The organism is Pseudomonas sp. NFACC25 (assembly GCF_900100935.1).
GTDB classification, from domain to species: domain Bacteria; phylum Pseudomonadota; class Gammaproteobacteria; order Pseudomonadales; family Pseudomonadaceae; genus Aquipseudomonas; species Aquipseudomonas marginalis.
Window position 1 is genome coordinate 256035 of the sequence record NZ_FMUC01000008.1, and the last position, 26489, is coordinate 282523.

General features: G+C 57.8%; 21 protein-coding genes and 2 tRNA genes. 20 read left to right on the top strand and 3 right to left on the bottom strand.

Annotation, left to right across the window (positions count from 1 at the left end; genetic code table 11):
- The first annotated feature begins 211 nt into the window (after positions 1 to 211).
- The 4 genes from carA (at position 212) to BLQ09_RS19645 (ending at position 5580) form a co-directional block, all read left to right on the top strand.
- Positions 212 to 1348: a glutamine-hydrolyzing carbamoyl-phosphate synthase small subunit gene (gene carA, locus BLQ09_RS19630; protein ID WP_027605361.1), complete on the top strand. Its 1137-nt coding sequence runs from the start codon at positions 212 to 214 to the stop codon at positions 1346 to 1348.
- Between the two features lie 104 nt (positions 1349 to 1452).
- On the top strand, positions 1453 to 4674 hold the full coding sequence (carB, locus tag BLQ09_RS19635; protein WP_027605362.1) for a carbamoyl-phosphate synthase large subunit: 3222 nt from the start codon (positions 1453 to 1455) through the stop codon (positions 4672 to 4674).
- Positions 4671 to 5147: a transcription elongation factor GreA gene (gene greA / locus BLQ09_RS19640; RefSeq protein WP_027605363.1), complete on the top strand. Its 477-nt coding sequence runs from the start codon at positions 4671 to 4673 to the stop codon at positions 5145 to 5147. Before carB ends, greA begins: the two co-directional genes overlap by 4 nt.
- A 28-nt stretch (positions 5148 to 5175) precedes the next feature.
- Entirely contained in the window at positions 5176 to 5580 is a 405-nt protein-coding gene (locus BLQ09_RS19645) for a hypothetical protein (RefSeq protein ID WP_027605364.1), read from the top strand.
- A gap of 9 nt (positions 5581 to 5589) precedes the next feature.
- On the opposite strand, the gene BLQ09_RS19650 is transcribed toward BLQ09_RS19645, so the two are convergent.
- Positions 5590 to 5898, bottom strand: a complete 309-nt coding sequence (locus BLQ09_RS19650; protein ID WP_092358288.1) for a YhbY family RNA-binding protein — start codon at positions 5896 to 5898, stop codon at positions 5590 to 5592.
- A gap of 105 nt (positions 5899 to 6003) precedes the next feature.
- On the opposite strand from BLQ09_RS19650, the gene rlmE reads away from it, so the two are divergent.
- The 16 genes from rlmE (at position 6004) to BLQ09_RS19730 (ending at position 22228) form a co-directional block, all read left to right on the top strand.
- Positions 6004 to 6654, top strand: coding sequence for a 23S rRNA (uridine(2552)-2'-O)-methyltransferase RlmE (rlmE, locus tag BLQ09_RS19655; protein ID WP_015885924.1), 651 nt, complete (start codon positions 6004 to 6006; stop codon positions 6652 to 6654).
- A 200-nt stretch (positions 6655 to 6854) separates the two neighbouring features.
- Positions 6855 to 8765 (top strand): ATP-dependent zinc metalloprotease FtsH, encoded by a 1911-nt coding sequence (gene ftsH / locus BLQ09_RS19660; protein WP_027605365.1) that lies wholly within the window; start codon positions 6855 to 6857, stop codon positions 8763 to 8765.
- Positions 8766 to 8773: 8 nt separating this feature from the next.
- Entirely contained in the window at positions 8774 to 9625 is an 852-nt protein-coding gene (gene folP, locus BLQ09_RS19665; RefSeq protein ID WP_027605366.1) for a dihydropteroate synthase, read from the top strand.
- 16 nt (positions 9626 to 9641) lie between these two features.
- Complete coding sequence (gene glmM, locus BLQ09_RS19670; RefSeq protein ID WP_027605367.1) at positions 9642 to 10979, top strand: phosphoglucosamine mutase; 1338 nt, start codon at positions 9642 to 9644, stop codon at positions 10977 to 10979.
- A gap of 66 nt (positions 10980 to 11045) precedes the next feature.
- Positions 11046 to 11801 (top strand): triose-phosphate isomerase, encoded by a 756-nt coding sequence (tpiA, locus tag BLQ09_RS19675; protein ID WP_015885920.1) that lies wholly within the window; start codon positions 11046 to 11048, stop codon positions 11799 to 11801.
- Between the two features lie 4 nt (positions 11802 to 11805).
- Positions 11806 to 12189, top strand: coding sequence for a preprotein translocase subunit SecG (secG, locus tag BLQ09_RS19680; RefSeq protein WP_010206600.1), 384 nt, complete (start codon positions 11806 to 11808; stop codon positions 12187 to 12189).
- Positions 12190 to 12211: 22 nt separating this feature from the next.
- Positions 12212 to 12297 (top strand) — tRNA-Leu (locus BLQ09_RS19685).
- 96 nt (positions 12298 to 12393) lie between these two features.
- Positions 12394 to 12470 (top strand) — tRNA-Met (locus BLQ09_RS19690).
- A 140-nt stretch (positions 12471 to 12610) separates the two neighbouring features.
- Positions 12611 to 13069, top strand: coding sequence for a ribosome maturation factor RimP (gene rimP / locus BLQ09_RS19695; RefSeq protein ID WP_003235029.1), 459 nt, complete (start codon positions 12611 to 12613; stop codon positions 13067 to 13069).
- 47 nt (positions 13070 to 13116) lie between these two features.
- Positions 13117 to 14598, top strand: a complete 1482-nt coding sequence (nusA, locus tag BLQ09_RS19700) for a transcription termination factor NusA (protein ID WP_003212187.1) — start codon at positions 13117 to 13119, stop codon at positions 14596 to 14598.
- Positions 14599 to 14625: 27 nt separating this feature from the next.
- Complete coding sequence (gene infB / locus BLQ09_RS19705; protein ID WP_027605369.1) at positions 14626 to 17151, top strand: translation initiation factor IF-2; 2526 nt, start codon at positions 14626 to 14628, stop codon at positions 17149 to 17151.
- 159 nt (positions 17152 to 17310) lie between these two features.
- Entirely contained in the window at positions 17311 to 17706 is a 396-nt protein-coding gene (gene rbfA, locus BLQ09_RS19710) for a 30S ribosome-binding factor RbfA (RefSeq protein ID WP_003176137.1), read from the top strand.
- 3 nt (positions 17707 to 17709) lie between these two features.
- Positions 17710 to 18627 (top strand): tRNA pseudouridine(55) synthase TruB, encoded by a 918-nt coding sequence (gene truB / locus BLQ09_RS19715; RefSeq protein ID WP_027605370.1) that lies wholly within the window; start codon positions 17710 to 17712, stop codon positions 18625 to 18627.
- Positions 18628 to 18742: 115 nt separating this feature from the next.
- On the top strand, positions 18743 to 19012 hold the full coding sequence (gene rpsO, locus BLQ09_RS19720) for a 30S ribosomal protein S15 (RefSeq protein WP_003176135.1): 270 nt from the start codon (positions 18743 to 18745) through the stop codon (positions 19010 to 19012).
- A gap of 195 nt (positions 19013 to 19207) precedes the next feature.
- A complete protein-coding gene (pnp, locus tag BLQ09_RS19725; protein ID WP_027605371.1) occupies positions 19208 to 21313 on the top strand; it encodes a polyribonucleotide nucleotidyltransferase in 2106 nt (701 codons plus the stop codon).
- Between the two features lie 294 nt (positions 21314 to 21607).
- Entirely contained in the window at positions 21608 to 22228 is a 621-nt protein-coding gene (locus BLQ09_RS19730; RefSeq protein WP_027605372.1) for a BON domain-containing protein, read from the top strand.
- A 169-nt stretch (positions 22229 to 22397) separates the two neighbouring features.
- Here BLQ09_RS19730 and BLQ09_RS19735 read toward each other — a convergent pair whose 3' ends face one another.
- Both BLQ09_RS19735 and BLQ09_RS19740 read right to left on the bottom strand, forming a co-directional pair.
- A complete protein-coding gene (locus tag BLQ09_RS19735) occupies positions 22398 to 25331 on the bottom strand; it encodes a DUF748 domain-containing protein (RefSeq protein ID WP_092358290.1) in 2934 nt (977 codons plus the stop codon).
- 87 nt (positions 25332 to 25418) lie between these two features.
- Positions 25419 to 26435 carry a class I SAM-dependent rRNA methyltransferase gene (locus BLQ09_RS19740; RefSeq protein WP_092358292.1) on the bottom strand — a complete coding sequence of 339 codons (1017 nt, stop codon included), beginning with the start codon at positions 26433 to 26435 and terminating at the stop codon, positions 25419 to 25421.
- Positions 26436 to 26489 lie beyond the last annotated feature (54 nt).

Here is a 26489-nt window from a genome sequence, read left to right on the forward strand (position 1 = left end):
CCCGCTAAGCGACGTCCTGTCGCATTCTCCTGCCTTTAAGGCTCATTAGCGGTGGACCAAAAAAGCCTTTTTCTGTAAGCTACAGCTTTAGTGTGTCCACTAAAAGCGCGCAGAATAATTCAGTGAAGAAGCGGGGTGACGTGTCCATACGTCACTCCGCTTTTTTACAACCTGCGATCGCCCTTTCAGGCTTTATTTACGGGAGGTCTTCTTGACTAAGCCAGCCATACTCGCCCTTGCTGATGGCAGCATTTTTCGCGGCGAAGCCATTGGAGCCGACGGTCAAACCGTTGGAGAGGTGGTGTTTAACACCGCCATGACCGGCTATCAGGAAATCCTTACCGATCCTTCCTACGCCCAACAGATCGTTACCCTGACCTATCCGCACATCGGCAACACCGGTACTACGCCGGAAGACGTTGAGTCTGATCGTGTCTGGTCGGCAGGTCTGGTCATTCGTGATCTGCCACTGGTTGCGAGCAACTGGCGTAACACGATGTCGCTGTCCGATTACCTGAAAGCCAACAACGTTGTGGCGATCGCCGGTATCGATACGCGCCGCCTGACGCGCATCCTGCGTGAAAAGGGCTCGCAGAATGGCTGCATCATGGTCGGTGACAATATTTCCGAAGCAGCGGCGATTGCTGCAGCGCAAGGCTTCCCAGGCCTGAAAGGCATGGACCTGGCGAAAGTCGTCAGCACCAAGGAGCAGTACGAGTGGCGCTCCACTGTCTGGGACTTGAAGACCGACAGCCACGAGACTATCGAAGCGGCTGACCTGCCGTATCACGTGGTCGCATACGACTACGGCGTCAAGTACAACATCCTGCGTATGCTGGTCGAGCGTGGGTGCCGCGTGACCGTGGTGCCGGCGCAAACGCCTGCCAGCGACGTGCTGGCCCTGCAACCTGACGGCGTGTTCCTGTCCAACGGCCCGGGTGATCCTGAGCCTTGTGACTACGCCATCCAGGCCATCAAGGAAGTGCTGGAAACCGAGATTCCGGTATTTGGTATCTGCCTCGGTCACCAACTGCTGGCGCTGGCCTCCGGCGCCAAGACCCTGAAAATGGGTCATGGCCATCACGGCGCCAACCACCCTGTGCAGGACCTGGACACCGGCGTTGTGATGATCACCAGCCAGAACCACGGTTTTGCGGTGGATGAAGCGACCTTGCCGAGCAATGTCCGCGCGATTCACAAGTCGTTGTTCGACGGTTCCCTGCAGGGTATCGAGCGTACTGACAAGAGCGCGTTCAGCTTCCAGGGCCACCCTGAAGCAAGCCCGGGCCCGAACGACGTAGCACCGCTGTTCGACCGTTTCATCAATGAGATGGCCAAGCGACGCTGACTGAGCGGCCTGCGGGCGGCCCCTACCTTGGCGGCCCCTGCAGGCTCTTCGAAGATTGTTCAAGACGGCTTGCCGACTGACCTGCGGATTTGAGTGACAAACCCATGCCAAAACGTACAGACATAAAAAGCATCCTGATTCTCGGCGCTGGCCCGATCGTTATCGGCCAGGCCTGCGAATTCGACTACTCCGGCGCCCAGGCCTGCAAAGCCCTGCGCGAAGAGGGTTACCGCGTCATCCTGGTGAACTCCAACCCGGCCACCATCATGACCGATCCGGACATGGCCGACGCTACCTACATCGAGCCGATCAAGTGGCAGACGGTTGCCAAGATCATCGAGAAAGAGCGTCCGGACGCACTGCTGCCGACCATGGGCGGCCAGACTGCATTGAACTGCGCCCTGGATCTGGAGCGCGAAGGCGTCCTGGAAAAATTCGGCGTAGAGATGATCGGCGCCAATGCCGACACCATCGACAAGGCTGAAGACCGTTCGCGCTTCGACAAGGCCATGAAGTCCATCGGCCTTGACTGCCCGCGCTCCGGTATCGCCCACAGCATGGAGGAGGCTAACGCAGTTCTCGAAAAGCTCGGCTTCCCGTGCATTATCCGTCCGTCCTTCACCATGGGCGGCACCGGTGGTGGCATTGCCTACAACCGTGAAGAGTTCGAAGAAATCTGCGCCCGTGGCCTGGACCTGTCTCCGACCAAAGAGCTGCTGATCGACGAATCCCTGATTGGCTGGAAAGAGTATGAGATGGAGGTTGTCCGTGACAAAAAGGACAATTGCATCATCGTCTGCTCCATCGAAAACTTCGACCCGATGGGTGTGCACACCGGTGACTCGATCACCGTTGCTCCGGCGCAGACCCTGACGGACAAGGAATACCAGATCATGCGTAACGCCTCGTTGGCGGTATTGCGTGAGATCGGCGTTGAAACCGGTGGCTCCAACGTTCAGTTCGGTATCTGCCCGGACACCGGCCGCATGGTCGTGATCGAGATGAACCCGCGTGTATCGCGTTCTTCGGCGCTGGCATCGAAAGCGACCGGCTTCCCGATTGCGCGTATCGCCGCCAAGCTGGCTATCGGTTACACCCTGGACGAACTGCAAAACGAAATCACGGGCGGCGCTACGCCGGCGTCCTTCGAACCGTCCATCGACTATGTCGTGACCAAGCTGCCACGCTTTGCCTTCGAGAAGTTCGCCAAAGCCGACGCGCGCCTGACCACCCAGATGAAGTCGGTGGGTGAAGTCATGGCCATCGGCCGAACCTTCCAGGAGTCCCTGCAGAAAGCCCTGCGTGGCCTGGAAGTGGGCGTTTGCGGCCTGGACGAGAAGCTCGACCTGAGCAATCCGGAAAGCATGAGCATCCTCAAGCGCGAGCTGACCGTGCCGGGCGCCGAGCGTATCTGGTATGTGGCTGACGCCTTCCGCGCCGGCATGACTGTCGAAGACATCTTCGGCATGAACATGATCGATCCGTGGTTCCTGGTGCAGATCGAAGATCTGATCAAGGAAGAGGAGAAGGTCAAGACCCTGGGTCTGGCCAGCATCGATCGCGACATGATGTTCCGCCTCAAGCGCAAAGGCTTCTCCGACCAGCGCCTGGCCAAGCTGCTGGGTGTGACCGAGAAAAACCTGCGCACGCATCGCCACAAGCTGGAGATCTTCCCGGTCTACAAGCGCGTTGACACCTGTGCTGCCGAGTTCGCCACCGACACTGCGTACCTGTACTCCACCTACGAGGAAGAGTGCGAGGCCGCGCCGTCGGGCCGCGACAAGATTATCATCCTGGGTGGTGGTCCGAACCGTATCGGCCAAGGCATCGAATTCGACTATTGCTGCGTACATGCCGCCCTCGCGCTGCGCGAAGACGGGTACGAGACCATCATGGTCAACTGCAACCCGGAAACTGTTTCCACTGACTACGACACTTCCGACCGCCTGTACTTCGAGCCGGTAACGTTGGAAGACGTGTTGGAAATCTGTCGCGTCGAGAAGCCCAAAGGCGTGATCGTCCAGTACGGCGGCCAAACCCCGCTGAAACTGGCGCGTGCCCTTGAGGCCGCCGGCGTGCCAATCATCGGCACGAGCCCTGACGCCATCGACCGTGCCGAAGATCGTGAGCGCTTCCAGCAAATGGTTGAGCGCCTGAACCTGCGCCAGCCGCCAAACGCTACCGTGCGCAGCGAAGACGAGGCCATCCGTGCAGCCAGCAAGATCGGCTACCCGCTGGTGGTGCGTCCATCCTACGTGCTGGGCGGCCGGGCGATGGAAATCGTCTACGAAGAAGAAGAGCTCAAGCGTTACCTGCGTGATGCGGTAAAAGTGTCCAACGACAGCCCGGTGCTGCTGGACCACTTCCTCAACTGCGCCATCGAAATGGACGTGGATGCAGTTTGCGACGGTACCGACGTGGTCATCGGCGCGATCATGCAGCACATCGAGCAGGCGGGCGTTCACTCCGGTGACTCCGCGTGCTCGCTGCCGCCGTATTCGTTGCCTGCACATATCCAGGACGAGATGCGCGAGCAGGTCAAGAAAATGGCCTTGGAGTTGGGTGTTGTCGGCCTGATGAACGTACAGTTGGCGCTGCAGGGCGAAGACATCTACGTCATTGAAGTCAACCCGCGTGCTTCGCGTACCGTGCCGTTCGTTTCCAAGTGCATCGGCGTGTCCCTGGCCATGATCGCTGCGCGTGTGATGGCGGGTAAGACCCTGAAGGAAATTGGCTTCACCAAGGAAATCATTCCGAACTTCTACAGTGTGAAAGAGGCAGTGTTCCCATTTGCCAAATTCCCTGGTGTGGACCCGATCCTCGGTCCGGAGATGAAGTCCACCGGTGAAGTGATGGGCGTGGGCGACACCTTCGGTGAAGCATTCGCCAAGGCCCAGATGGGCGCCAGCGAAGTGCTGCCGACCGGCGGTACTGCGTTTATCAGCGTGCGTGATGATGACAAGCCGCTGGTTGCAGGCGTGGCCCGTGATCTGATCAACTTGGGCTTTGAAATCGTGGCAACTGCCGGGACCGCCAAGCTGATCGAAGCGGCCGGCTTGAAAGTGCGCCGCGTGAACAAGGTGACGGAAGGCCGTCCGCATGTGGTCGACATGATCAAGAATGATGAAGTCACGCTGATCATCAACACCACCGAAGGTCGCCAGTCGATCGCGGATTCCTACTCCATTCGCCGTAATGCCTTGCAGCACAAGATCTACTGCACCACCACTATTGCTGCTGGCGAAGCTATCTGCGAAGCGCTCAAGTTCGGTCCGGAAAAGACCGTGCGTCGCTTGCAGGATCTACATGCAGGATTGAAGGCATGATCAAATACCCAATGACCGTCCAGGGTGCCAAGGCCCTGGAAGAGGAGCACGCCCATCTGACCAAGGTCGTACGTCCAAAGCTGAGTCAGGACATTGGTACGGCCCGCGAGCTGGGTGACCTGAAGGAAAACGCCGAATACCACGCTGCTCGTGAGCAGCAGGGTATGGTCGAAGCGCGGATCCGTGATATCGAAGGCCGTTTGCAGAATGCGGTGATCATCGACGTCACGACTATTCCCCACACTGGCAAGGTGATTTTCGGTACCACCGTGGAGATCGCCAACGTTGAGACTGACGAGAGCGTGGTCTACCACATCGTGGGAGAGGACGAGGCTGACTTCAAGCTCGGCAAGATCTCCGTCGGCTCACCACTGGCCCGTGCCTTGATCGCCAAGGAAGAGGGTGATGTGGTGTCTGTCAAAACGCCAGGCGGTGTGATCGAGTACGAGATTGTTGAAGTTCGTCACATCTGAAAGGCGGCGCCCGCTTCGTGCGGGCGCCATGCTTTGGCAGCTTGCCCAGATGCTTTGGGTGGGCGGCCTATGGTTGTTACATCTTGGTGTATTGCCGGTGCTGGGCGTGATTGGCCTGGCTCCGTTGCTGATCGATGAAATCGATGGATTACTGAGTGCGCTGCTGGTGGGTTTCGCGGCGGCGTGCGTAGCGCTTCAGGCGTTGGTGCTGGTCAAGGCTGAAGGCTTGGAGAGTCTGTGGCGGGATATTCGCGGCCAACTGCTGTTGATGGCGCTGTATGCGTGTGCAATGTATTGCATTGTGCATGTCTGGCTGCCGGAAGCGTTGCGCTGGCAGCTATTCAGCTATCTTGTGCTAGGGTTCTCCGGCCTGGTGCTGGTTATACAGCCTGCTCCGGGATGGAGTGGCGGGGCGCGCGAAGCACGCCCGTGACCCTTTGTATTACTTGAAGCGGTGTACGTTCGACAGTTGCTTGTTGACGCTGAAGTTCTTGCGATACAGCAGCGCCATCTTGCCGATGACCTGAACCAGGTCCGCCTTGCCAAACTTGCACAGTTCTGCAATGGCGGCCAGGCGCGCCTCGCGGTCAAGGATGTTGACCTTGATCTTGATCAGTTCGTGATCGCCCAATGCGCGTTCAAGTTCGGCTAACACACCTTCAGTCAAACCGTTGTCTGCCACAATCAGAACTGGTTTCAGATGGTGGCCAATGGATTTGTACTGTTTCTTCTGCTCTTGAGTGAGCGGCATAATCTGACCCCTGCGTCTGATCTTGTAAAAAGCGGCGGCCAGTTTACCCGAGCGAGTCCGGGACCGCCCAGTTAATCACGACCCGTTTTATTTTCGAGGTGGCCCGTGGCCCGTTCCAAAACTAGCCTTAAGTGGCTGCAAGAGCATTTCAACGATCCTTACGTCAAAAAGGCGCAAAAGGATGGCTATCGTTCCCGGGCCAGCTACAAGCTGTTGGAGATCCAGGACAAGGACAAGTTGATTCGTCCAGGCATGAGCGTCATCGATCTTGGCGCGGCTCCCGGTGGCTGGTCCCAGGTGACCAGTCGTCTGATTGGTGGTCAAGGTCGCCTGATTGCTTCCGACATCCTGGAAATGGACAGCATCCCGGATGTGACCTTTGTTCATGGAGACTTTACCCAGGACACAGTGCTCGCCCAGATCCTTGAGGCTGTGGGAAATTCGCAGGTAGACCTTGTGATTTCCGACATGGCCCCCAATATGAGTGGATTACCGGCCGTTGATATGCCGCGGGCCATGTTCCTTTGCGAATTGGCGCTGGATTTGGCGGGTCGGGTGTTGCGTCCCGGTGGCGATTTCCTGGTGAAGGTGTTCCAGGGAGAGGGTTTCGACGAGTACCACAAGAACATCCGCAAATTGTTCGACAAGGTGCAGACGCGTAAACCAGACTCTTCCCGGGACCGGTCCAGGGAGCAATACCTGCTGTGCCGCGGCTTCCGTGGCGTCGAAGGCGCGGCGAGTGAAGAGCGTTTTTGAGGAATTCGAGGAGGGCGATAGGTTTTTTTATATCGCTTTCGTCACGAAGCTTTACGAATATTGTGTAGTCAAAGTTTCACAAAGGGTTACAGACGGCGCCTGCCAGAGTTGTAGGTAATGTAGTAAGTTAGGCCGGTGAATATCATGCGAAGCGCGCGCCAGTAGCGGAGCTTGCTTCAGAGGGTAGTTAATTGAACGATATGGCAAAGAATCTGATCCTGTGGTTGATCATCGCGGCTGTCCTCGTGACGGTGATGAACAACTTCTCCAGCCCTAACGAGCCGCAGACCCTCAACTATTCCGACTTCATCCAGCAAGTTAAGGATGGCAAGGTCGAGCGCGTAGCGGTTGATGGCTACGTGATCACCGGCAAACGCAACGATGGCGACAGCTTCAAGACCATTCGTCCGGCAATTCAGGACAACGGTCTGATCGGCGACCTGGTGGATAACCACGTGGTTGTCGAAGGCAAGCAGCCTGAGCAGCAGAGCATCTGGACTCAACTCCTGGTGGCAAGCTTCCCGATCCTGGTGATCATTGCCGTGTTCATGTTCTTCATGCGCCAGATGCAAGGCGGTGCGGGAGGCAAGGGCGGGCCGATGAGCTTCGGCAAGAGCAAGGCGCGCCTGCTCTCTGAAGATCAGGTAAAGACTACCCTGGCGGACGTAGCGGGTTGCGACGAAGCCAAGGAAGAAGTCGGCGAGTTGGTTGAGTTCTTGCGCGATCCAGGCAAATTCCAGCGCCTGGGTGGCCGTATTCCTCGCGGCGTGCTGATGGTCGGCCCTCCAGGTACCGGTAAAACCTTGCTGGCCAAGGCCATTGCCGGCGAAGCCAAGGTACCGTTCTTCACCATTTCCGGTTCTGACTTCGTTGAAATGTTCGTCGGTGTCGGTGCGAGCCGCGTTCGCGACATGTTCGAACAGGCCAAGAAGCATGCGCCATGCATCATCTTCATCGATGAAATCGACGCCGTTGGTCGCCATCGTGGTGCTGGCATGGGCGGTGGTCATGATGAGCGTGAGCAAACCCTCAACCAGTTGCTGGTCGAGATGGATGGTTTCGAGATGAATGACGGCATCATCGTCATCGCGGCAACCAACCGTCCGGACGTGTTGGATCCTGCGCTGCTGCGTCCAGGCCGCTTTGACCGCCAGGTGGTGGTTGGCCTGCCGGACATCCGTGGGCGCGAACAAATCCTGAAAGTGCACATGCGCAAAGTGCCAATGGGCGACGACGTTGCACCGGCTGTGATTGCCCGTGGTACCCCGGGGTTCTCGGGTGCTGACCTGGCCAACCTGGTGAACGAGGCTTCGCTGTTTGCAGCCCGTACCGGCAAGCGCATCGTTGAAATGAAAGAGTTCGAGTTGGCGAAAGACAAGATCATGATGGGCGCTGAGCGCAAATCCATGGTCATGTCCGAAAAAGAGAAGCAGAACACTGCTTATCACGAAGCCGGCCACGCCATTGTGGGGCGCGTCGTGCCTGAGCATGACCCGGTCTACAAAGTGTCGATTATTCCTCGTGGTCGTGCGTTGGGTGTCACCATGTTCCTGCCGGAGGAGGATCGTTATAGCCTCTCCAAGCGTGCGCTGATCAGTCAGATCTGCTCGCTGTACGGCGGTCGAATTGCTGAAGAAATGACCTTGGGCTTCGACGGCGTGACCACTGGGGCTTCCAACGACATCATGCGCGCCAGCCAGATTGCGCGGAACATGGTGACCAAGTGGGGCTTGTCGGAAAAACTCGGTCCTTTGATGTATGCCGAAGAAGAAGGTGAAGTATTCCTGGGGCGTGGCGGCGGTGGTCAAAACGCCAGTTTCTCCGGTGAGACAGCCAAGCTGATCGATTCTGAGGTGCGCAGTATCATTGACCAGTGCTACGGCACTGCCAAGCAGATCCTGACGGATAATCGCGACAAACTTGATGCAATGGCTGATGCACTGATGAAGTACGAGACCATCGACGCAGACCAGATCGACGACATTATGGCCGGTCGGGCACCTCGTGAGCCTCGTGATTGGGAAGGTGGTTCGGGTACTTCGGGCACCCCGCCTGTGGTTCAGAACGAACGCCCTGAAACCCCAATCGGTGGCCCGGCAGCTGATCATTAAGGTTTGAAATGACTTTTGCTCCGTCCTCCCCCCGGTTGCCTTGCGGCAACCGGGTTCTTGATTTGGCCCATACGCATGTCATGGGCATTCTTAATGTAACCCCTGACTCCTTTTCCGATGGTGGCCGCTTCAGCCAGCTTGATGCTGCATTGCGTCACGCAGAAGCCATGGTGGCGGCCGGCGCGACCTTGATTGATGTGGGCGGTGAATCGACTCGGCCTGGTGCTCGCGCAGTTTCTCCTCTGGAGGAGTTGGAGCGCGTGGCGCCGATTGTCGAGCGCATCGCTCGAGAGTTGGATGTGATCATTTCGGTTGATACCTCCACCCCGGCCGTGATGCGTGAGACTGCGCGATTAGGTGCCGGCTTGATCAACGATGTGCGGTCCCTGCGGCGCGACGGTGCCCTGGATGCAGCCGCAGCTACCGGTTTGCCGGTGTGTTTGATGCATATGCTGGGTGAGCCCGGCAATATGCAGGACAGCCCGCACTATGATGACCTGGTTGGTGAAGTGAGTGGTTTTCTCTCCGAGCGCGTTGCCCAGTGCGTCGCGGTAGGTATTGCGCCGGAAAGGATCATCCTTGATCCGGGGTTTGGTTTCGCCAAGACCCTGCAACACAATTTGAGTTTGTTCAAACACATGGAGTCCTTGCATGCCCTTGGTCGGCCCCTGTTGGTCGGTGTTTCGCGCAAGAGCATGATAGGGCTGGCATTGAGCCGTCCGGTGGGTGAGCGGTTGTACGGCGGTCTTGCACTGGCGGCGCTCGCGGTGACCAAGGGTGCGCGCATCTTGCGTGTGCATGACGTTGCTGAGACCGTGGATGTGGTACGCATGATTGCAGCTGTGGAATCAGCCGAATAAGAATGATGGAGCACTTATGACTAAAAAATACTTTGGCACCGACGGTATCCGTGGTCGGGTCGGCGAGTTTCCGATTACTCCTGATTTCATGCTCAAGCTTGGATGGGCGGCTGGTATGGCTTTCCGCAGCATGGGGGCGTGCCGCATCCTGGTGGGCAAGGACACCCGGATTTCGGGATACATGTTTGAATCAGCGCTTGAGGCCGGCTTATCCGCCGCAGGCGCCGATGTGATGTTGCTGGGGCCAATGCCGACGCCCGCGATTGCATACCTGACGCGTACCTTTCACGCTGAGGCCGGTATTGTGATAAGTGCTTCGCACAATCCACATGACGACAACGGCATCAAGTTCTTCTCCGGTCAGGGCACCAAGTTGCCGGATGAGATTGAGCTTATGATCGAGGAACTGTTGGATGCGCCGATGACCGTGGTCGAGTCCAGCAAGCTGGGCAAGGTGTCGCGCATCAATGACGCGTCCGGTCGTTATATCGAGTTCTGCAAGAGCAGTGTGCCTACCAGTACCAATTTTGCCGGCCTGAAGGTTGTTGTCGACTGCGCCCATGGTGCGACCTACAAAGTCGCGCCAAGCGTATTCAGGGAGCTTGGCGCAGACGTGACAGTGCTGTCGGCTCAGCCCAACGGATTGAACATCAACGAAAACTGCGGCTCCACCCATATGGAGCAGTTGCAGGCCGCTGTCCTGGCCGAGCACGCCGACCTCGGGATTGCCTTCGACGGTGACGGCGACCGCGTGCTGATGGTTGACCACACGGGTGCCGTGGTGGACGGCGATGATCTGTTGTTCATCATTGCCCGCGACCTGCATGAGCGTAACAAGCTGCAAGGCGGTGTCGTCGGTACGCTGATGAGCAACCTGGGGCTTGAGTTGGCGTTGGCAGACCTGGGTATTCCTTTTGTTCGCGCCAACGTCGGTGACCGGTATGTGATCGCCGAGCTGCTGGAGCGTAACTGGCAGGTAGGTGGTGAGAACTCCGGGCACGTGGTGTGCTTCCAGCACACCACCACCGGTGACGCGATTATTGCGGCGTTGCAGGTGCTATTGGCTTTGCGTCGCCGCGAAGAGAGCCTGGCCCAGGCGCGTCAGGCTTTGCGCAAATGCCCGCAAGTATTGCTGAACGTGCGTTTCGCAGGTGGGGAAAACCCGATCGAGCACCCTGCTGTCAAAGAGGCTTGTGAGCGCGCGACCCTGGCAATGGCTGGTCGTGGACGGGTATTGCTACGCAAGTCCGGCACAGAGCCTTTGGTACGCGTCATGGTCGAAGGTGACGACGAAATACAGGTTCGCGGCCATGCCGAAGACCTGGCAAAACTGGTAACTGAAGTTTGCGCCTGAATTCGGCTTGCCAGTGATGATGTGGTTGGGTAACATCTGCGCCCACTTTGACCGACGAGGTACAGCATGCGTCGCACTATGGTAGCTGGTAACTGGAAGATGCACGGTACCCGCGCCAGTGTCGCTGAGCTGATCAATGGCCTTCGTCACCTGGCCTTGCCTAGCGGTGTTGATATCGCGGTGTTCCCGCCTTGCTTGCATATCACCCAAGTGGTGGATGGCTTGAAAGGTAAGTCGATTCAGGTCGGCGCGCAGAACTCTGCGGTGGAAGCCATGCAAGGTGCGTTGACCGGTGAGATTGCACCGAGTCAGCTGGTTGATGCGGGTTGTTCCTATGTGCTTGTCGGGCACTCCGAGCGCCGTCAGATGATGGGCGAGCGTGATGGGACACTCAATCGCAAGTTCGCAGCAGCGCAGGCTTGTGGCTTGATTCCGGTGTTGTGTATTGGGGAGACCCTTGAGCAGCGGGAATCGGGCAAGACTCTTGAAGTTGTCTCGCGTCAGCTTGGCAGCATCATCGAGGAGCTGGGTGTTGGTGCGTTCGCAAAGGCGGTAATTGCTTACGAGCCGGTCTGGGCCATTGGTACCGGGCTGACTGCTACACCGCAACAGGCGCAGGATGTGCACGCAGCCATCCGCGCGCAGTTGGCGGCAGAGAATTCTGAAGTCGCACAAGGTGTGCGGCTTCTATACGGCGGCAGCGTGAAGGCGGCCAATGCGGTCGAACTGTTCGGCATGCCGGATATCGATGGGGGGCTCATTGGTGGAGCTTCCCTGAATGCAGATGAGTTCGGTGCGATTTGTCGCGCCGCGGGAAACTGAAAAAATGCTGGAAACAGTCGTAGTCGTTTTTCATCTGTTGGCTGCCCTGGGCGTAGTTGCCCTGGTTTTGTTGCAACAGGGTAAAGGTGCGGATGCTGGTGCGTCTTTCGGTGCAGGTGCTTCAAATACTGTGTTCGGAAGCCAAGGTTCCTCTACCTTTCTTAGTAAGTTTACTGCTATACTTGCCGCCGGTTTCTTCATAACCAGCTTGGGGTTAGGTTACTTTGCTAAAGAGAAGGCTCATGTGCTGACTCAGGTAGGTTTGCCAAACCCAGCAGTGTTGGAAGTTCCAAAAGCAAAACCGGCTTCTGATGATGTCCCGGTGCTTCAAGAGCAAAAGTCGGCTACTCCAGCGACTGACGTACCTCCAGCTCAAGAGCAGAAGTAAGAAGGGTTGTAAACGCTGTATTGCCGAGGTGGTGGAATTGGTAGACACGCAACCTTGAGGTGGTTGTGCCCATAGGGTGTAGGGGTTCGAGTCCCCTTCTCGGTACCAATTATCAGGAGAGCCCGCTGTTGCGGGCTTTCTTGTAGGTGGAAGGTTACATTGACCCTGTAAGGGATCGGTCGTATACTTCCGCCCCAGCTTTGTCGCGGGGTGGAGCAGTCTGGTAGCTCGTCGGGCTCATAACCCGAAGGTCGTCGGTTCAAATCCGGCCCCCGCAACCAGTTTTAGCGGAGCCCCTTTTAAGGGGCTTTTTGTTAGCTGGACACTTTCAACGCCGCTGTTCGACGGCGTTTCAAGGATGGGCGTTTCGCCCATTTTTTTATTTTGCACAGCATGCACATACATGCACGAGGGGGTTCAGGTGTCGAGCAAGCTAGAAGAGTTGCAGGCCTTGTTGGCCCCGGTGGTCGTGGCCCTAGGCTATGAATGCTGGGGTATTGAGTTTTCGGCTCAAGGTCGCCACTCAATGTTGCGCGTTTATATCGATAAAGAGGGCGGCGTGCTGGTGGACGATTGTGCCATTGTCAGCCGTCAGATCAGCGGTGTTCTGGATGTTGAAGATCCTATCTCCGTTGAGTACACCCTCGAAGTTTCCTCGCCAGGCATGGAACGCCCACTGTTCACTATTGATCAGTTTGCAAAATTTGCCGGTGAACAAGTGAAGATCAAGCTGCGATCCCCGTTTGAAGGGCGTCGCAACTTTCAGGGCCTTCTGCGCGGTGTAGAAGAACAGGATGTCGTGGTGCAGGTAGAAGACCATGAGTTCCTGTTGCCGATCGATATGATCGACAAGGCCAACATTATTCCCAGTTTTGACTGAGACGCGGATCCCGCGGATCCAATGGCTTGCGAAAGGCGAGGCGTACGATGAGCAAAGAAGTACTGCTGGTTGTTGAGTCGGTATCCAATGAAAAGGGCGTACCGGCAAACGTGATTTTTGAAGCGCTGGAGCTGGCCCTGGCCACTGCTACCAAAAAGCGTTTTGAAGACGAAGTTGATCTGCGTGTGGAAATCAACCGCCACACCGGTGCCTATGAGACTTTCCGTCGCTGGACGGTCGTCGAAGAGGCCGATCTTGATGATCCGGCCATCGAAACCTGGCCAAGCAAGGTTGCTGAAACGCACCCAGGCGCCCAGGTCGGTGATGTCGTTGAAGAAAAGATCGAGTCCATCGAGTTCGGCCGCATTGCTGCACAGACCGCCAAGCAGGTCATCGTGCAGAAGGTTCGCGAAGCCGAGCGCGCTCAAGTCGTTGATGCCTATCGCGAGCGCCTGGGGGAAATCATCTCCGGCACCGTGAAAAAAGTGACCCGCGACAATGTGATCGTCGACCTGGGCAACAACGCTGAAGCGTTGCTGGCCCGCGAAGACATCATCTCTCGCGAAACCTTCCGTGTTGGCGTGCGTTTGCGTGCGCTGCTCAAGGAAATCCGCACCGAGAACCGTGGCCCTCAGTTGATTCTGTCGCGTACTGCGCCGGAAATGCTGATTGAGTTGTTCCGTATCGAGGTGCCGGAAATTGCCGAAGGCCTGATCGAAGTCATGGCTGCGTCCCGCGACCCGGGTTCGCGTGCCAAGATCGCGGTCCGCTCCAAGGACAAACGCATCGACCCGCAAGGCGCTTGCATCGGTATGCGCGGTTCGCGCGTCCAGGCAGTGTCGGGCGAATTGGGTGGTGAGCGTGTGGACATCGTCCTCTGGGACGATAACCCGGCGCAGTTCGTGATCAATGCCATGTCGCCGGCTGAAGTGGCGGCAATTATCGTTGACGAAGATGCCCATGCAATGGACATCGCCGTTGGCGCAGACAATCTGGCCCAGGCCATTGGTCGTGGTGGTCAGAACGTGCGTCTGGCCAGCCAGTTGACCGGCTGGACCCTGAACGTAATGACCGAATCGGACATCCAGGCTAAGCAGCAAGCTGAAACCGGTGACATCCTGCGCAACTTCATCGACGAGTTGGAAGTCGACGAAGACCTGGCGCAGGTGCTGGTAGATGAAGGCTTCACCAGCCTGGAAGAGATTGCCTACGTACCGTTGGAAGAAATGCTCAACATCGACGGCTTTGACGAAGACACCGTCAACGAGCTTCGCGCTCGGGCCAAGGATCGTTTGTTGACTAAAGCCATCGCTACTGAGGAAAAGCTGGCAGACGCCCATCCGGCCGAAGACCTGCTCTCGCTTGAGGGTATGGACAAGGATTTGGCGATGGAACTGGCGGTGCGCGGCGTAATTACCCGCGAAGACCTGGCCGAGCAGTCTATTGACGATCTGCTCGACATCGACGGCATTGACGATGATCGTGCCGGCAAGTTGATCATGGCCGCCCGAGCCCATTGGTTCGAGTAATTAGGCGCGGCCTGAGGAGAGAAGTGCATGACGCAAGTCACGGTGAAACAACTGGCCGATGAGGTCAAAACACCGGTAGAGCGCCTGTTGCAGCAGATGCGTGAGGCAGGTCTGCCGCACACCGCCGCCGATGAAGGTGTGAGCGATAGTGAGAAGCAGTCTTTGCTGACTCACTTGAAGAGCAGCCACAAGGCGAAAGTGGAAGAACCGCGCAAGATTACATTGCAGCGCAAAACCACCAGCACCCTGCGGGTTGCGGGTAGCAAGAGCATCAGCGTTGAAGTACGCAAGAAGAAAGTCTTCGTACAGCGCAGCCCGGAAGAAATCGAAGCCGAGCGCAAACGCGAACTGGAAGAACGTCGCGCAGTAGAAAATGCTGCACGTCAGAAGGCTGAAGAAGAAGCCAAGCGTCGCGCCGAAGAAGAAGCGCGTCGTCAGCCTGCTGCTGCGCAAACGGCTTCCACTGAAGCGGTAGCCGCGCCTGGCGCTCCTGCAGACGCTGTGCGTGAGGCCGCTCCGGTTGCCGCTGCACCAGCACCTGCTGCCGATGCCCGCAAGCGCGAAGAACCTCGTCGTCCGGATAAACCACGTGCCGACGATAACAATCGTCGCGGTGGTGGTGGCGATGGCGAGCGCAAAAACGCTCCGCATCGTGCTTCGGTCAAAGAGAAAGCGCCTGCTCCACGCGTTGCTCCACGGACTACCGACGAAGAAAGCGATGGCTTCCGTCGTGGTGGTCGCGGCAAGGCCAAGCTGAAGAAACGCAACGCCCACGGTTTCCAGAGCCCAACCGGCCCTGTCGTGCGTGATGTGCAGATCGGCGAGACCATCACGGTTGGCGATCTTGCCAACCAGATGTCGGTCAAGGCTGCTGAAATCATCAAGTTCATGTTCAAACTGGGTACTCCAGCGACCATCAACCAGGTGCTTGATCAGGAAACTGCTCAACTGGTAGCCGAAGAACTGGGCCACAAAGTGACCCTGGTCAGCGACACCGCCCTGGAAGATTCCCTGGCTGAGTCCCTGAAGTTTGAAGGCGAGACATTCTCCCGTGCGCCAGTCGTGACCGTAATGGGCCACGTTGACCATGGTAAGACTTCGCTGCTCGACTACATCCGTCGTGCCAAGGTAGCTGCTGGCGAAGCCGGCGGTATCACCCAGCACATCGGTGCGTACCACGTTGAAACCGAGCGCGGCATGGTCACCTTCCTCGACACCCCAGGTCACGCCGCGTTTACCGCAATGCGTGCCCGTGGTGCCAAGGCGACTGACATCGTGATCCTGGTCGTTGCAGCGGACGACGGCGTGATGCCGCAGACCATTGAAGCTGTCCAGCACGCTAAAGCCGCTGGTGTTCCTCTGGTTGTTGCCGTGAACAAGATCGACAAGCCGGGCGCCGATCTCGATCGCATCCGTAGCGAACTGTCGGTTCATGGCGTGACGTCTGAAGAGTGGGGCGGTGATACGCCATTCGTTTCGGTTTCGGCGAAAGTCGGTACTGGCGTGGACGAACTGCTCGAAGCTGTCCTGCTGCAAGCTGAAGTACTTGAACTGAAAGCAACCCCATCGGCCCCAGGTCGTGGTGTTGTGGTTGAGTCGCGTCTCGACAAGGGTCGTGGCCCGGTTGCAACCGTACTGGTTCAAGACGGTACCCTGCGTCAAGGCGACATGGTACTGGTCGGTTCGAACTATGGCCGTGTACGTGCCATGCTCGACGAGAACGGCAAGCCAATCAAGGAAGCCGGTCCTTCCATCCCTGTCGAGATCCTCGGCCTGGACGGTACCCCGGACGCTGGCGACGAGATGAGCGTGCTGTCTGACGAGAAGAAAGCCCGTGAAGTGGCTCTGTTCCGTCAAGGCAAGTTCCGTGAAGTCAAACTGGCTCGCGCGCATGCCGGCAAGCTGGAAAACATCTTCGAGAACATGGGCCAGGCCGAGAAGAAGACGCTTAACATCGTCCTCAAGTCTGACGTTCGTGGTTCCCTCGAAGCGTTGAACGGCGCCTTGAATGGCCTGGGTAACGACGAAGTGCAAGTGCGTGTTGTGGGTGGCGGTGTCGGTGGTATTACCGAGTCCGACGCCAACCTGGCACTGGCTTCCAACGCTGTACTGTTCGGCTTCAACGTGCGTGCCGATGCTGGCGCTCGCAAGATCGTCGAGCAGGAAGGCCTGGACATGCGTTACTACAACGTCATCTACGACATCATCGAAGACGTCAAGAAAGCCCTCACCGGTATGCTTGGCAGTGACGTCCGGGAGAACATCCTGGGTGTCGCCGAAGTACGTGACGTGTTCCGCTCGCCGAAATTCGGTGCGATCGCCGGCTGCATGGTTATCGAAGGTACCGTGTACCGTAATCGTCCAATCCGTGTACTGCGTGAAGACATCGTTATCTTCGAAGGCGAGCTGGAATCCCTGCGCCGCTTCAAGGATGACGCTTCCGAAGTGCGTGCCGGCATGGAATGCGGTATCGGCGTCAAGAGCTACAACGACGTCAAGGCTGGCGACAAGATCGAAGTCTACGAGAAGGTTCAGGTTGCTCGCAGCCTCTAACTCGCGCACTTCAGGAGCCACGCCGCGTGTGGGCATGCAAATGCCCCGCGCAGCGTGAGGACTCTAAACGCAACGCCCGGTCTGGCTTTTGTCAGGCCGGGCGTTTGCCGCTTTCAGACCCCATGGGTTTCACCGTGTGGCAGTAACAGGTAACAAGACATGGCAAAAGAATACAGCCGTACCCAGCGTATCGGCGATCAGATGCAGCGTGAGCTGGCCCAACTGATCCGTCGCGAAGTCAAAGACCCCCGCGTTGGCCTGGTCACCATCACCGCTGTTGAAGTGAGCCGTGACGTGGGTCACGCGAAGATCTTCATCACCGTGATGGGGCAGGACAACAGCGAAGAAATCGCGCAAAGCATCAAGGTACTCAACTCGGCCGCAGGTTTCCTGCGCATGCAGTTGGCCCGTGAAATGAAGCTGCGCAGCGTGCCCCAGTTGCACTTCCACTACGACGAAAGCGTTGTGCGTGGCGCGCACCTGTCGGCACTGATCGAGCGCGCCGTGGCTGAAGACAGCCAGCACCCATCCACACCTGAAGACGCCAAGGAGTAAGCGGTGGCTCAGGTCAAACGTATCCGTCGCAACGTCAGCGGCATCATTCTGCTCGACAAGCCGATTGGCTTTACCTCCAATGCCGCGTTGCAGAAGGTCCGCTGGTTGCTCAATGCCGAGAAGGCCGGACACACCGGCAGCCTCGATCCCCTGGCCACCGGTGTACTGCCGTTGTGCTTTGGCGAGGCCACCAAGTTCTCGCAATACCTGCTCGATTCCGACAAGGGTTACGAAACCCTGATGCAACTGGGCAAGACCACCACCACGGCAGACGCCGAAGGTGATGTTTTGCAGGTTCGCGACGTGACCGTTGGTCGTGCTGATATCGAAGCTGCTTTACCTGCTTTTCGTGGGCAAATCAGTCAGATACCGCCGATGTACTCGGCGCTCAAGCGTGATGGGCAGCCCCTTTACAAGCTGGCACGTGCGGGCGAAGTAGTGGAGCGCGAACCGCGTTCTGTTACTATTGCGCGCTTGGAATTGCTCGCCTGTGAAGGTGACACCGCACGCTTGGCCGTGGACTGCAGCAAAGGCACTTATATCCGTACTCTGGTGGAAGATATTGGTGAGCAGCTCGGTTGCGGCGCGTATGTAGCTGAACTGCGACGCACCCAGGCCGGACCTTTCAGCCTGGCCCAGACGGTCACACTGGAAGAGTTGGAGGCGGTACACGCCGAAGGTGGCAACGAAGCGGTTGATCGCTTCCTGATGCCGTCGGACAGTGGCTTGCTGGATTGGCCATTACTGCACTTTTCGGAACACAGCGCGTTCTACTGGCTTAACGGCCAGCCGGTACGCGCCCCGGATGCCCCGAAGTTCGGCATGGTGCGGGTACAGGATCATAACGGTCGCTTTATCGGTATCGGTGAAGTGAGCGAAGACGGGCGCATCGCGCCACGTCGACTGATTCGGTCAGAATGACCGAACGAGTGTGGCTGTTAACAGGCACGGTCAACACTCATTTTTAGATACAGGGATTTGTCCCTGGCCTGTTGAAACTGCCCTTTGGGTGGTTTCCTGAAAAAAGGATTGCCTCATGGCTCTCGACGTTCAAGAAAAAGCACAAATCGTAGCTGACTACCAGCAAGCTGTTGGTGACACTGGTTCGCCAGAAGTGCAAGTTGCACTGCTGACCCACAACATCAACAAGCTGCAGGGTCACTTCAAGGCCAACGGTAAAGATCACCACTCCCGTCGTGGTCTGATCCGCATGGTAAACCAGCGCCGTAAGCTGCTGGACTACCTGAAAGGCAAGGATCTGGGTCGTTATCAGGCTCTGATCGGTCGCCTGGGTCTGCGTCGCTAATCAGCGATTGCGCTAGAGGTTGGTTGTCTGCCGTGTGTCAGTGGGATTCCCGCTGGCCCATGGTAGGCTCCCAGCCTCAAGTTTTATCTGGATACACGTTTTACCCCTGGACAAGGGTTGGGCCGATTCCCGACATTGCCCAAGAATTTCGCAAGAAGACAAGTTCCCCAAGAGCCACAAAGAAGGTAGGACACCGTGAACCCGGTTATCAAAAAATTCCAGTTCGGTCAGTCGACCGTTACCCTCGAGACAGGCCGTATCGCCCGTCAAGCCTCCGGCGCAGTGCTGGTTACCGTTGACGACGACGTTACCGTATTGGTGACCGTTGTTGGCGCCAAGCACGCCGACCCAAGCAAAGGCTTCTTCCCTCTTTCCGTTCACTACCAGGAAAAGACTTACGCTGCCGGTAAGATCCCTGGCGGTTTCTTCAAGCGCGAAGGCCGTCCTTCCGAGAAAGAAACCCTGACTTCCCGACTGATCGACCGTCCGATCCGTCCGCTGTTCCCAGAAGGCTTCATGAACGAAGTGCAGGTTGTCTGCACCGTCGTTTCCACCAGCAAGAAAACCGATCCTGACGTCGCGGCGATGATCGGTACTTCGGCTGCCCTGGCCATCTCCGGTATTCCTTTCGATGGCCCGATCGGCGCAGCCCGCGTTGCTTTCCACGAAAGCACCGGTTACCTGCTGAACCCGACTTACGAGCAACTGAAAGCATCGAGCCTGGACATGGTCGTTGCCGGTACGTCGGAAGCCGTATTGATGGTTGAATCGGAAGCCAAAGAGCTGACCGAAGACCAGATGCTGGGCGCAGTACTATTTGCCCACGACGAGTTCCAGGTTGTGATCAACGCTGTTAAAGAACTGGCTGCCGAAGCTGCCAAGCCGACCTGGGCCTGGGCTCCGCAAGCCGAAGCAACCGAACTGCTGGGCGCTATCCGCTCCGAGTTCGGCACTGCGATCTCCGACGCCTACACCATCACCGTCAAGGCCGACCGTTACGCTCGCCTGGGTGAGCTGAAGGACCAGGTTGTTGCAAAGCTGTCCGGCGAAGAAGGCCAGCCTTCTTCCAGCGAAGTCAAAGCAGCCTTTGGTGAAATCGAATACCGCACCGTTCGCGAAAACATCGTTAACGGCAAGCCACGTATCGACGGCCGCGACACCCGCACCGTTCGTCCGCTGAACATCGAAGTCGGTGTTCTGCCGAAGACTCACGGTTCGGCACTGTTCACCCGTGGTGAAACCCAGGCACTGGTCGTTGCGACCCTGGGTACTGCCCGTGACGCACAGCTGCTGGACACCCTGGAAGGCGAGAAAAAAGACCCCTTCATGCTGCACTACAACTTCCCGCCGTTCTCGGTGGGCGAGTGTGGTCGCATGGGCGGTGCTGGTCGTCGCGAAATCGGTCACGGCCGTCTGGCCCGTCGTTCGGTCCAGGCCATGCTGCCTGCTGCTGACGTGTTCCCGTACACCATCCGTGTGGTGTCGGAAATCACCGAGTCCAACGGCTCCAGCTCCATGGCTTCGGTCTGCGGTGCTTCCCTGGCGCTGATGGACGCGGGTGTGCCGATGAAGGCGCCGGTTGCCGGTATCGCCATGGGCCTGGTTAAAGAAGGCGAGAAGTTCGCCATCCTGACCGACATCCTGGGTGACGAAGACCACCTGGGCGATATGGACTTCAAAGTAGCCGGTACCGCCAAAGGTGTTACCGCGCTGCAGATGGACATCAAGATCAAGGGCATCACCGAAGAGATCATGGAAATCGCCCTGGGCCAAGCCCTGGAAGCGCGCCTGAACATCCTCGGTCAGATGAACCAGATCATTGGTCAGTCCCGTACCGAACTGTCGGAAAATGCTCCGACCATGATCGCGATGAAAATCGACACCGACAAAATCCGTGATGTTATCGGTAAAGGCGGCGCGACCATTCGTGCGATCTGTGAAGAGACCAAGGCTTCGATCGACATCGAAGACGACGGCTCGATCAAGATCTTCGGCGAAACCAAGGAAGCTGCAGAAGCTGCGCGTCAACGCGTCCTCGGCATCACCGCTGAAGCCGAGATCGGCAAGATCTACGTCGGTAAGGTTGAGCGCATCGTCGACTTCGGCGCATTCGTCAACATCCTGCCAGGCAAAGATGGTCTGGTTCACATCTCCATGCTGAGCGACGCTCGCGTTGAGAAAGTGACCGACATTCTGAAAGAAGGCCAGGAAGTGGAAGTGCTGGTACTGGACGTGGACAACCGCGGCCGTATCAAGCTGTCCATTAAGGACGTAGCAGCAGCCAAGGCTTCGGGCGTTTAATTACCCCAGGCTAACGCTGAAAAAAAGGACTCTTCGGAGTCCTTTTTTTACGCCTGAAGGAAAATGCCGAAAAATCAGACGCTTAGTAAATCGCAAAAGCCGCAACTTGCACGCAGGCATGATGGCGTTCATGCAAGTTGCACGATTCCGAAATTCGAGTGTTTTTATAAGTATATGATTTTTAACGATTTAATCTTCTGTGGCGACTTGGCACACTGCCTGCAATAACCCTGTTAACGCTGCAGCATCAAGGTTCACACACTGCAGACTTTTAATAAAACAGGAGTTACTCGTATGAAGAAGTTCGCTCTCGCTACTGCTACCGCTCTGACCCTGGCCATGGGTGCTAACGTGGCCTTTGCCCAGACTTCCCAAGCTCCAATGACCCTGGCGGCCGGTGAAGCCACCAAGGCAAAAGAAAGCGTTTCGGATACTTGGATCACCACCAAAGTTAAATCCGATCTGCTGACCGAAAAAGGCATCCCTGGTTCGGACATCAAGGTTGAGACCAACAAAGGTGTGGTTTCCCTGTCTTCGACCGTAGCCATTTCGGACGCGCAGAAAGAAACTGCCGTAGCGATCACCAAGAAAATCAAAGGTGTAACCGCAGTTTCGGCTGACGGCCTGTTGGCTGGCGGCGCTACCAAGGCAGACAACATCGACAAAACCAAAGGTGCAGCGGCTGACGCCAAAGGCGCAACCTCCGACACCTGGATCACCACCAAAGTCAAAGCTGACCTGGTCACCGAGAAAGGCATTCCTGGCACCGACATCAAAGTCGAAACCAACAAGGGTGTAGTTTCCCTGTCCTCTTCGGTCGCTGTGACCGAGGCACAGAAAACGACCGCGGTGAACATCACCAAGAAAATCAAAGGCGTTAAAGCTGTATCGGCCGATGGCCTGAAAGCAGAGTAACGCTCAAGAATTCGTCTGAACTAGCGGCGGCGGCGCGTGAGTTAGATATCCACTCAATGCACCTCTAAGTTTCATGCGACCGACCACACGGATGTGGTCATTACAGGCCCCGGCACTTCTGTGTCGGGGCCTGTTCTATTGGGGCGGGAAAGTAATGCGCCAGCGGCGCCTACTCGGCGTCCAAGTGCATCGGCGTTATCACTCGACCGTCTTTTTCTGCCTGGCCCAGTTGCGCGTCAATGAAGTAGACCCGGTCGTCCTCCAGCTGGGCTTTATCCACCAGGTAGTCCTTGATCGTGCTCGCACGGTCCTGGCCCAACTGGCGCAGCAGCACGTCACTGCCACTCCAGAACTTGATCACGCCCTCTTTCAACCTGGCGGTGCGGTCACTGCTGCTCAGGTCCTTCCATTCAGCCGGAGGCTGCTGTTTCAAGCGGGTGCGGTAAATACCTTCGAGCAAGGGGGCTTTTTCGCTCTCAGGGACTTCCAGCAAGGACGCCTGGGCCGGGACTTTCTCGCCACGGCGCTGCAGCATTTTGTAGTAGTTGTATTGGTATTCCCGCTCCAGTCGCTGGGCCGCCAGGAATGGGCCGTCGCTGCTGGCTGCGGCCGTGCCTTCGATTTCCAGGCGTAGGGCAGGGCGTTCTTTCAAGGCTTTGGCCAAGGTGTTGAGAGCGCCTTCGGCGTCTTTGTTCAACTCGCTGGAGCCTGCAGCGAACGACACACTACCCAAGTCCTCCGCTCCGCCTCCGGTGACCAATCCGCCAATAAACTTGAACGGCGCAGTGGCCGCCCGCACCACCAGATTGCGCAGGGTTTGCCACACAATGGGCATCACGCTGAATTGCGGGTTATTCAGGTCACCGGATACGGGCAGTTCGATGGAGATCTTGCCGTCGCTGTCCTTGAGCAAGGCGATTGCCAGACGAATCGGCAAGTCCACGGCATCGGCGCTGTCGACTTTTTCGCCCAGTTGCAATTGCTCGACCACCACTTTGTTCTCAGCCTTCAACTGGCCCTTGGTGATCACGTAATGCAGGTCAAGGTTGAGGCGGCCCTTGCGGATGCGGAAACCGGCGAACTTGCCCGAGTAAGGCGTCAGGGTGGTCAGCTCGACACGTTTGAAGCTGGTGGCGATGTCCAGCGCCGCCATCGGGTCAAACGGGTTCACGCTGCCTTTGATGGTCACCGGTGCATAACGGTCGACCTTGCCCTTGATGTCAACGCTCGCCGGTTTGGCCTGGCGACTGTCGATGGTGCCGATCTGCCCGTTGAGCTGTTGGATCGCAGTGGCGAAGTTGGGGGTGAGGCTGAAGTCGGCGAAGTTGGCCGAACCGTCGTTGATCGCAATCTGCCCGATATGGATGCCCAGGGATTTTTCTTTGCTCGCGGCAGGTTTGGCTGACGATTTGGCGCCACTGTCGGCCGGCTGCGGGATCAGCAGGTCGTCGACGTTGGTGGTGCGGTCATCGTTGATCATGAACCGCGCATAGGGCTGCAGCAGGTTGACCTTGTCGATCGACAGGCTGTCGCCGTGTTGGTAGTTCACGCCTTCGAGCACCAGGCGCTGCCATTTGAGGAAGTCGCGGGTCTTGAGGGTGTCGAGGGTATGCAATTGGTCAACCTGCGCGCGGCCGGTGATCTGCAGCGCCAGGGGATCGGTGCTTTTCAGGTTCACGTCGAGGTCGCTGCCAAGCATGCCACTGCGCAGTTCCAGGCGGATAAACGGGCTGATATAGGACTGGGCGACCCGCAGGTCGATGTCCTTGGTATTGACCTTCAACTTGGCGCTGACCGGGTTGAGGTTGACCGTGCCGGTTGCCTGGATCTTGCCCTGCTTGCCCAGGCCGGTGTCGACCTTCAGGGTGAAGGGGCTCTGGTTGAGGCTGTCGAAGTTCTGCACGTCGACGTTCAACGGGCCGAGCTCCAGCGCCACCGCAGGTTTGGCCTGGCGGTCGGCCAAGTGCACCTGGTAGTTGCGCAGCTGTACATCCTTGAGCAGCACTTGCCAGGGCTTGCTTGGGGCGACGGGCGCAGGCTTTGGCGAGTCGGCCGTGGCGGGTGCAGTCGCAGGCTCCGGCGCCTTGGCCGGTTTGCCTGGCTGGCCGGCGAACAGTTTTTGCCAGTCCAGTTGCCCATCCGCTTCACGAGCCGCCCAGGTCTCGAGTTTATTGCTGCGGATCTTGCCCACCACCACCTGCTGTTTGGCCAGGTCCACCGTGGTCTCACTGACGTCCAAACGCTCCAGGCGCACCAACGGCCGGCCATCCGGGGCCTTGATGGCGAACGGTGCGATGCTGGCGGCGGTATTGGTCAGGTTCAGCTCGGTTTCTTTGGCCAGACTGAACCTGTATTCGGTACTGAAGTTGAGCACGCCGTCTTCAAGTACCAGGGGTAAGGCGTCACGCACATACGGCCACCAGGCTTTCATCTTGCCGCCGGTGACTTTGAGCGTACCTTCGGACGTGATCGGCACCAGGCTGAAGTTGCCTTTCCAGTCGATCTGTCCGCCTTCAGGGCCGGCGGCGACCAAGGTCATGTCCGCATTGTCTTCCGGCAGGGTGCTGAGGTTCTTCAGCTCGAAGTCGAGGGTATCGTAGAGGAATTCGATGGGTTCGCTGGGGCGCAGGTCTTGGAAATGCAAATAACCGCCAGCCAGCTTGATACTGTCGACACGCAGCGGGAACGGTTTGGCGTCAGGGTCTGCCGGGGTCGGCTCGCTCGGTGGCAGCTTGAACAACTGCGCCAGATTCAGCTGGCCTGATTTTTCGAACAACAACTCGGTCCTGGGCTTGTCCAGTTGCACATCCGCCAGGTGCAGGGCGCGGGTCCACAGGCTATCGGCCTGCAGGTTGGCGTAAAGCCGTTCGAAACCTACCTGTTCCTTACCGGGTTCGCCAATCTTCAAGCCCCATACCGTGACTTCCAGGCTGAACGGGTTAAGTTCGATCCGCTCGATGCGTGCCGGCACCGTGGCGTAATTGGCTAACTGTTGGTTGGCAATACGAAGGGCGATGCCAGGCAAAATCAGAAAGCCCAGCAAGCTGTACAACGCGAGGGCAGTCAACAAGGCGCCAGTGGCGCGAATCAATCCTTTGGGCATGGGGCGGCGCCATCTATGTCAAACAGGAGTGCCTTGGAGTATGGCACGGGATTTCGGTTCCGAAGAACCGGGCCTTTAGGATGCTGCTTACAGTTGAAGTATCAGAGTCTTCAGCGGTGGCTGTTGATCTTGTGAGGGAAAGTCCGCGCCGGGTGTCATGATTTTCCAGTCCCGCACCGGACGCCCAGCCTTTTGCGCACAACGCAGCACCTGTTCACGCCAATTCTCCATGCTGACTTTTGCCAGGTTGTTACAGCAGATCAGCACGCCATTGTCTGCTGTAGCGAGCAGTGCCGGCTTGAGCAGGCTCTGGTAGTCACGCAACAGGTCGACGGTACCGAAGGCACTCTTGGCCCAGGCCGGCGGGTCGAGCAACACCAGGTCATATTGACGCTGCTCGAGGCGCGGATAGCTCGGCAGTTTCTGCCCGCGACGCTGGGTGATCGGCAGCCCGGCCAGTTGGCGAATCGCCGGGAAGTAGTCCGATTGCACGAACTCCATGGTGGGAAGCTGTGGATTGAGCTGGCCGTTTTCACGTCCCACCGCCAGGTTGCCCTCGGCGAAGTCCAGGTTGCATACCTCGCGCGCACCACCGGCAGCGGCGCTCAGGCCCACCCCACAGGTGTAGGCAAACAGGTTCAGTACGCTTTTGCCGGCGCTGTGGTCCTTGACCCAGCCGCGGGTATTGCGCAGGTCGAGGAACAGCAGCGGGTCCTGGCCGGCGTGGCGCCCACGGACACGGTAATTGAGGCCCCATTCGTGGCCGACCAGGTCTTCCAGCGCGGCAGGTTCGGCGCGGTATACCGAATCTTCGCGATCGACCCGCGAGTTGCCGCGGGAGCGGTCGTTGTAGACCAGCAGCAACTCCAGGCCCATGTACTGGTTGATCAGTTGGTGCAGCTCCAGCAGGTCGGCGGTTTCCAACGACTGATGGAAGCTTTGCACCAGTAACTGCGGGCCATAGCGGTCGATGGTCAGGCCGCCGGCGCCTTCCTGGCTGCCATGGAACAGCCGATAGCAGTCGGTGCCCTGGGCGTGCAGTTCGCTGATCAGATCCTGGCGATGATCGAGGGCGGCGCGCAGCGCCTGATTCAAGGGAGACATGGAGCGCGCCTTGCTTAGGTAAATGGGGGCAATGAGGGCGCGGAGTTTAGCAGC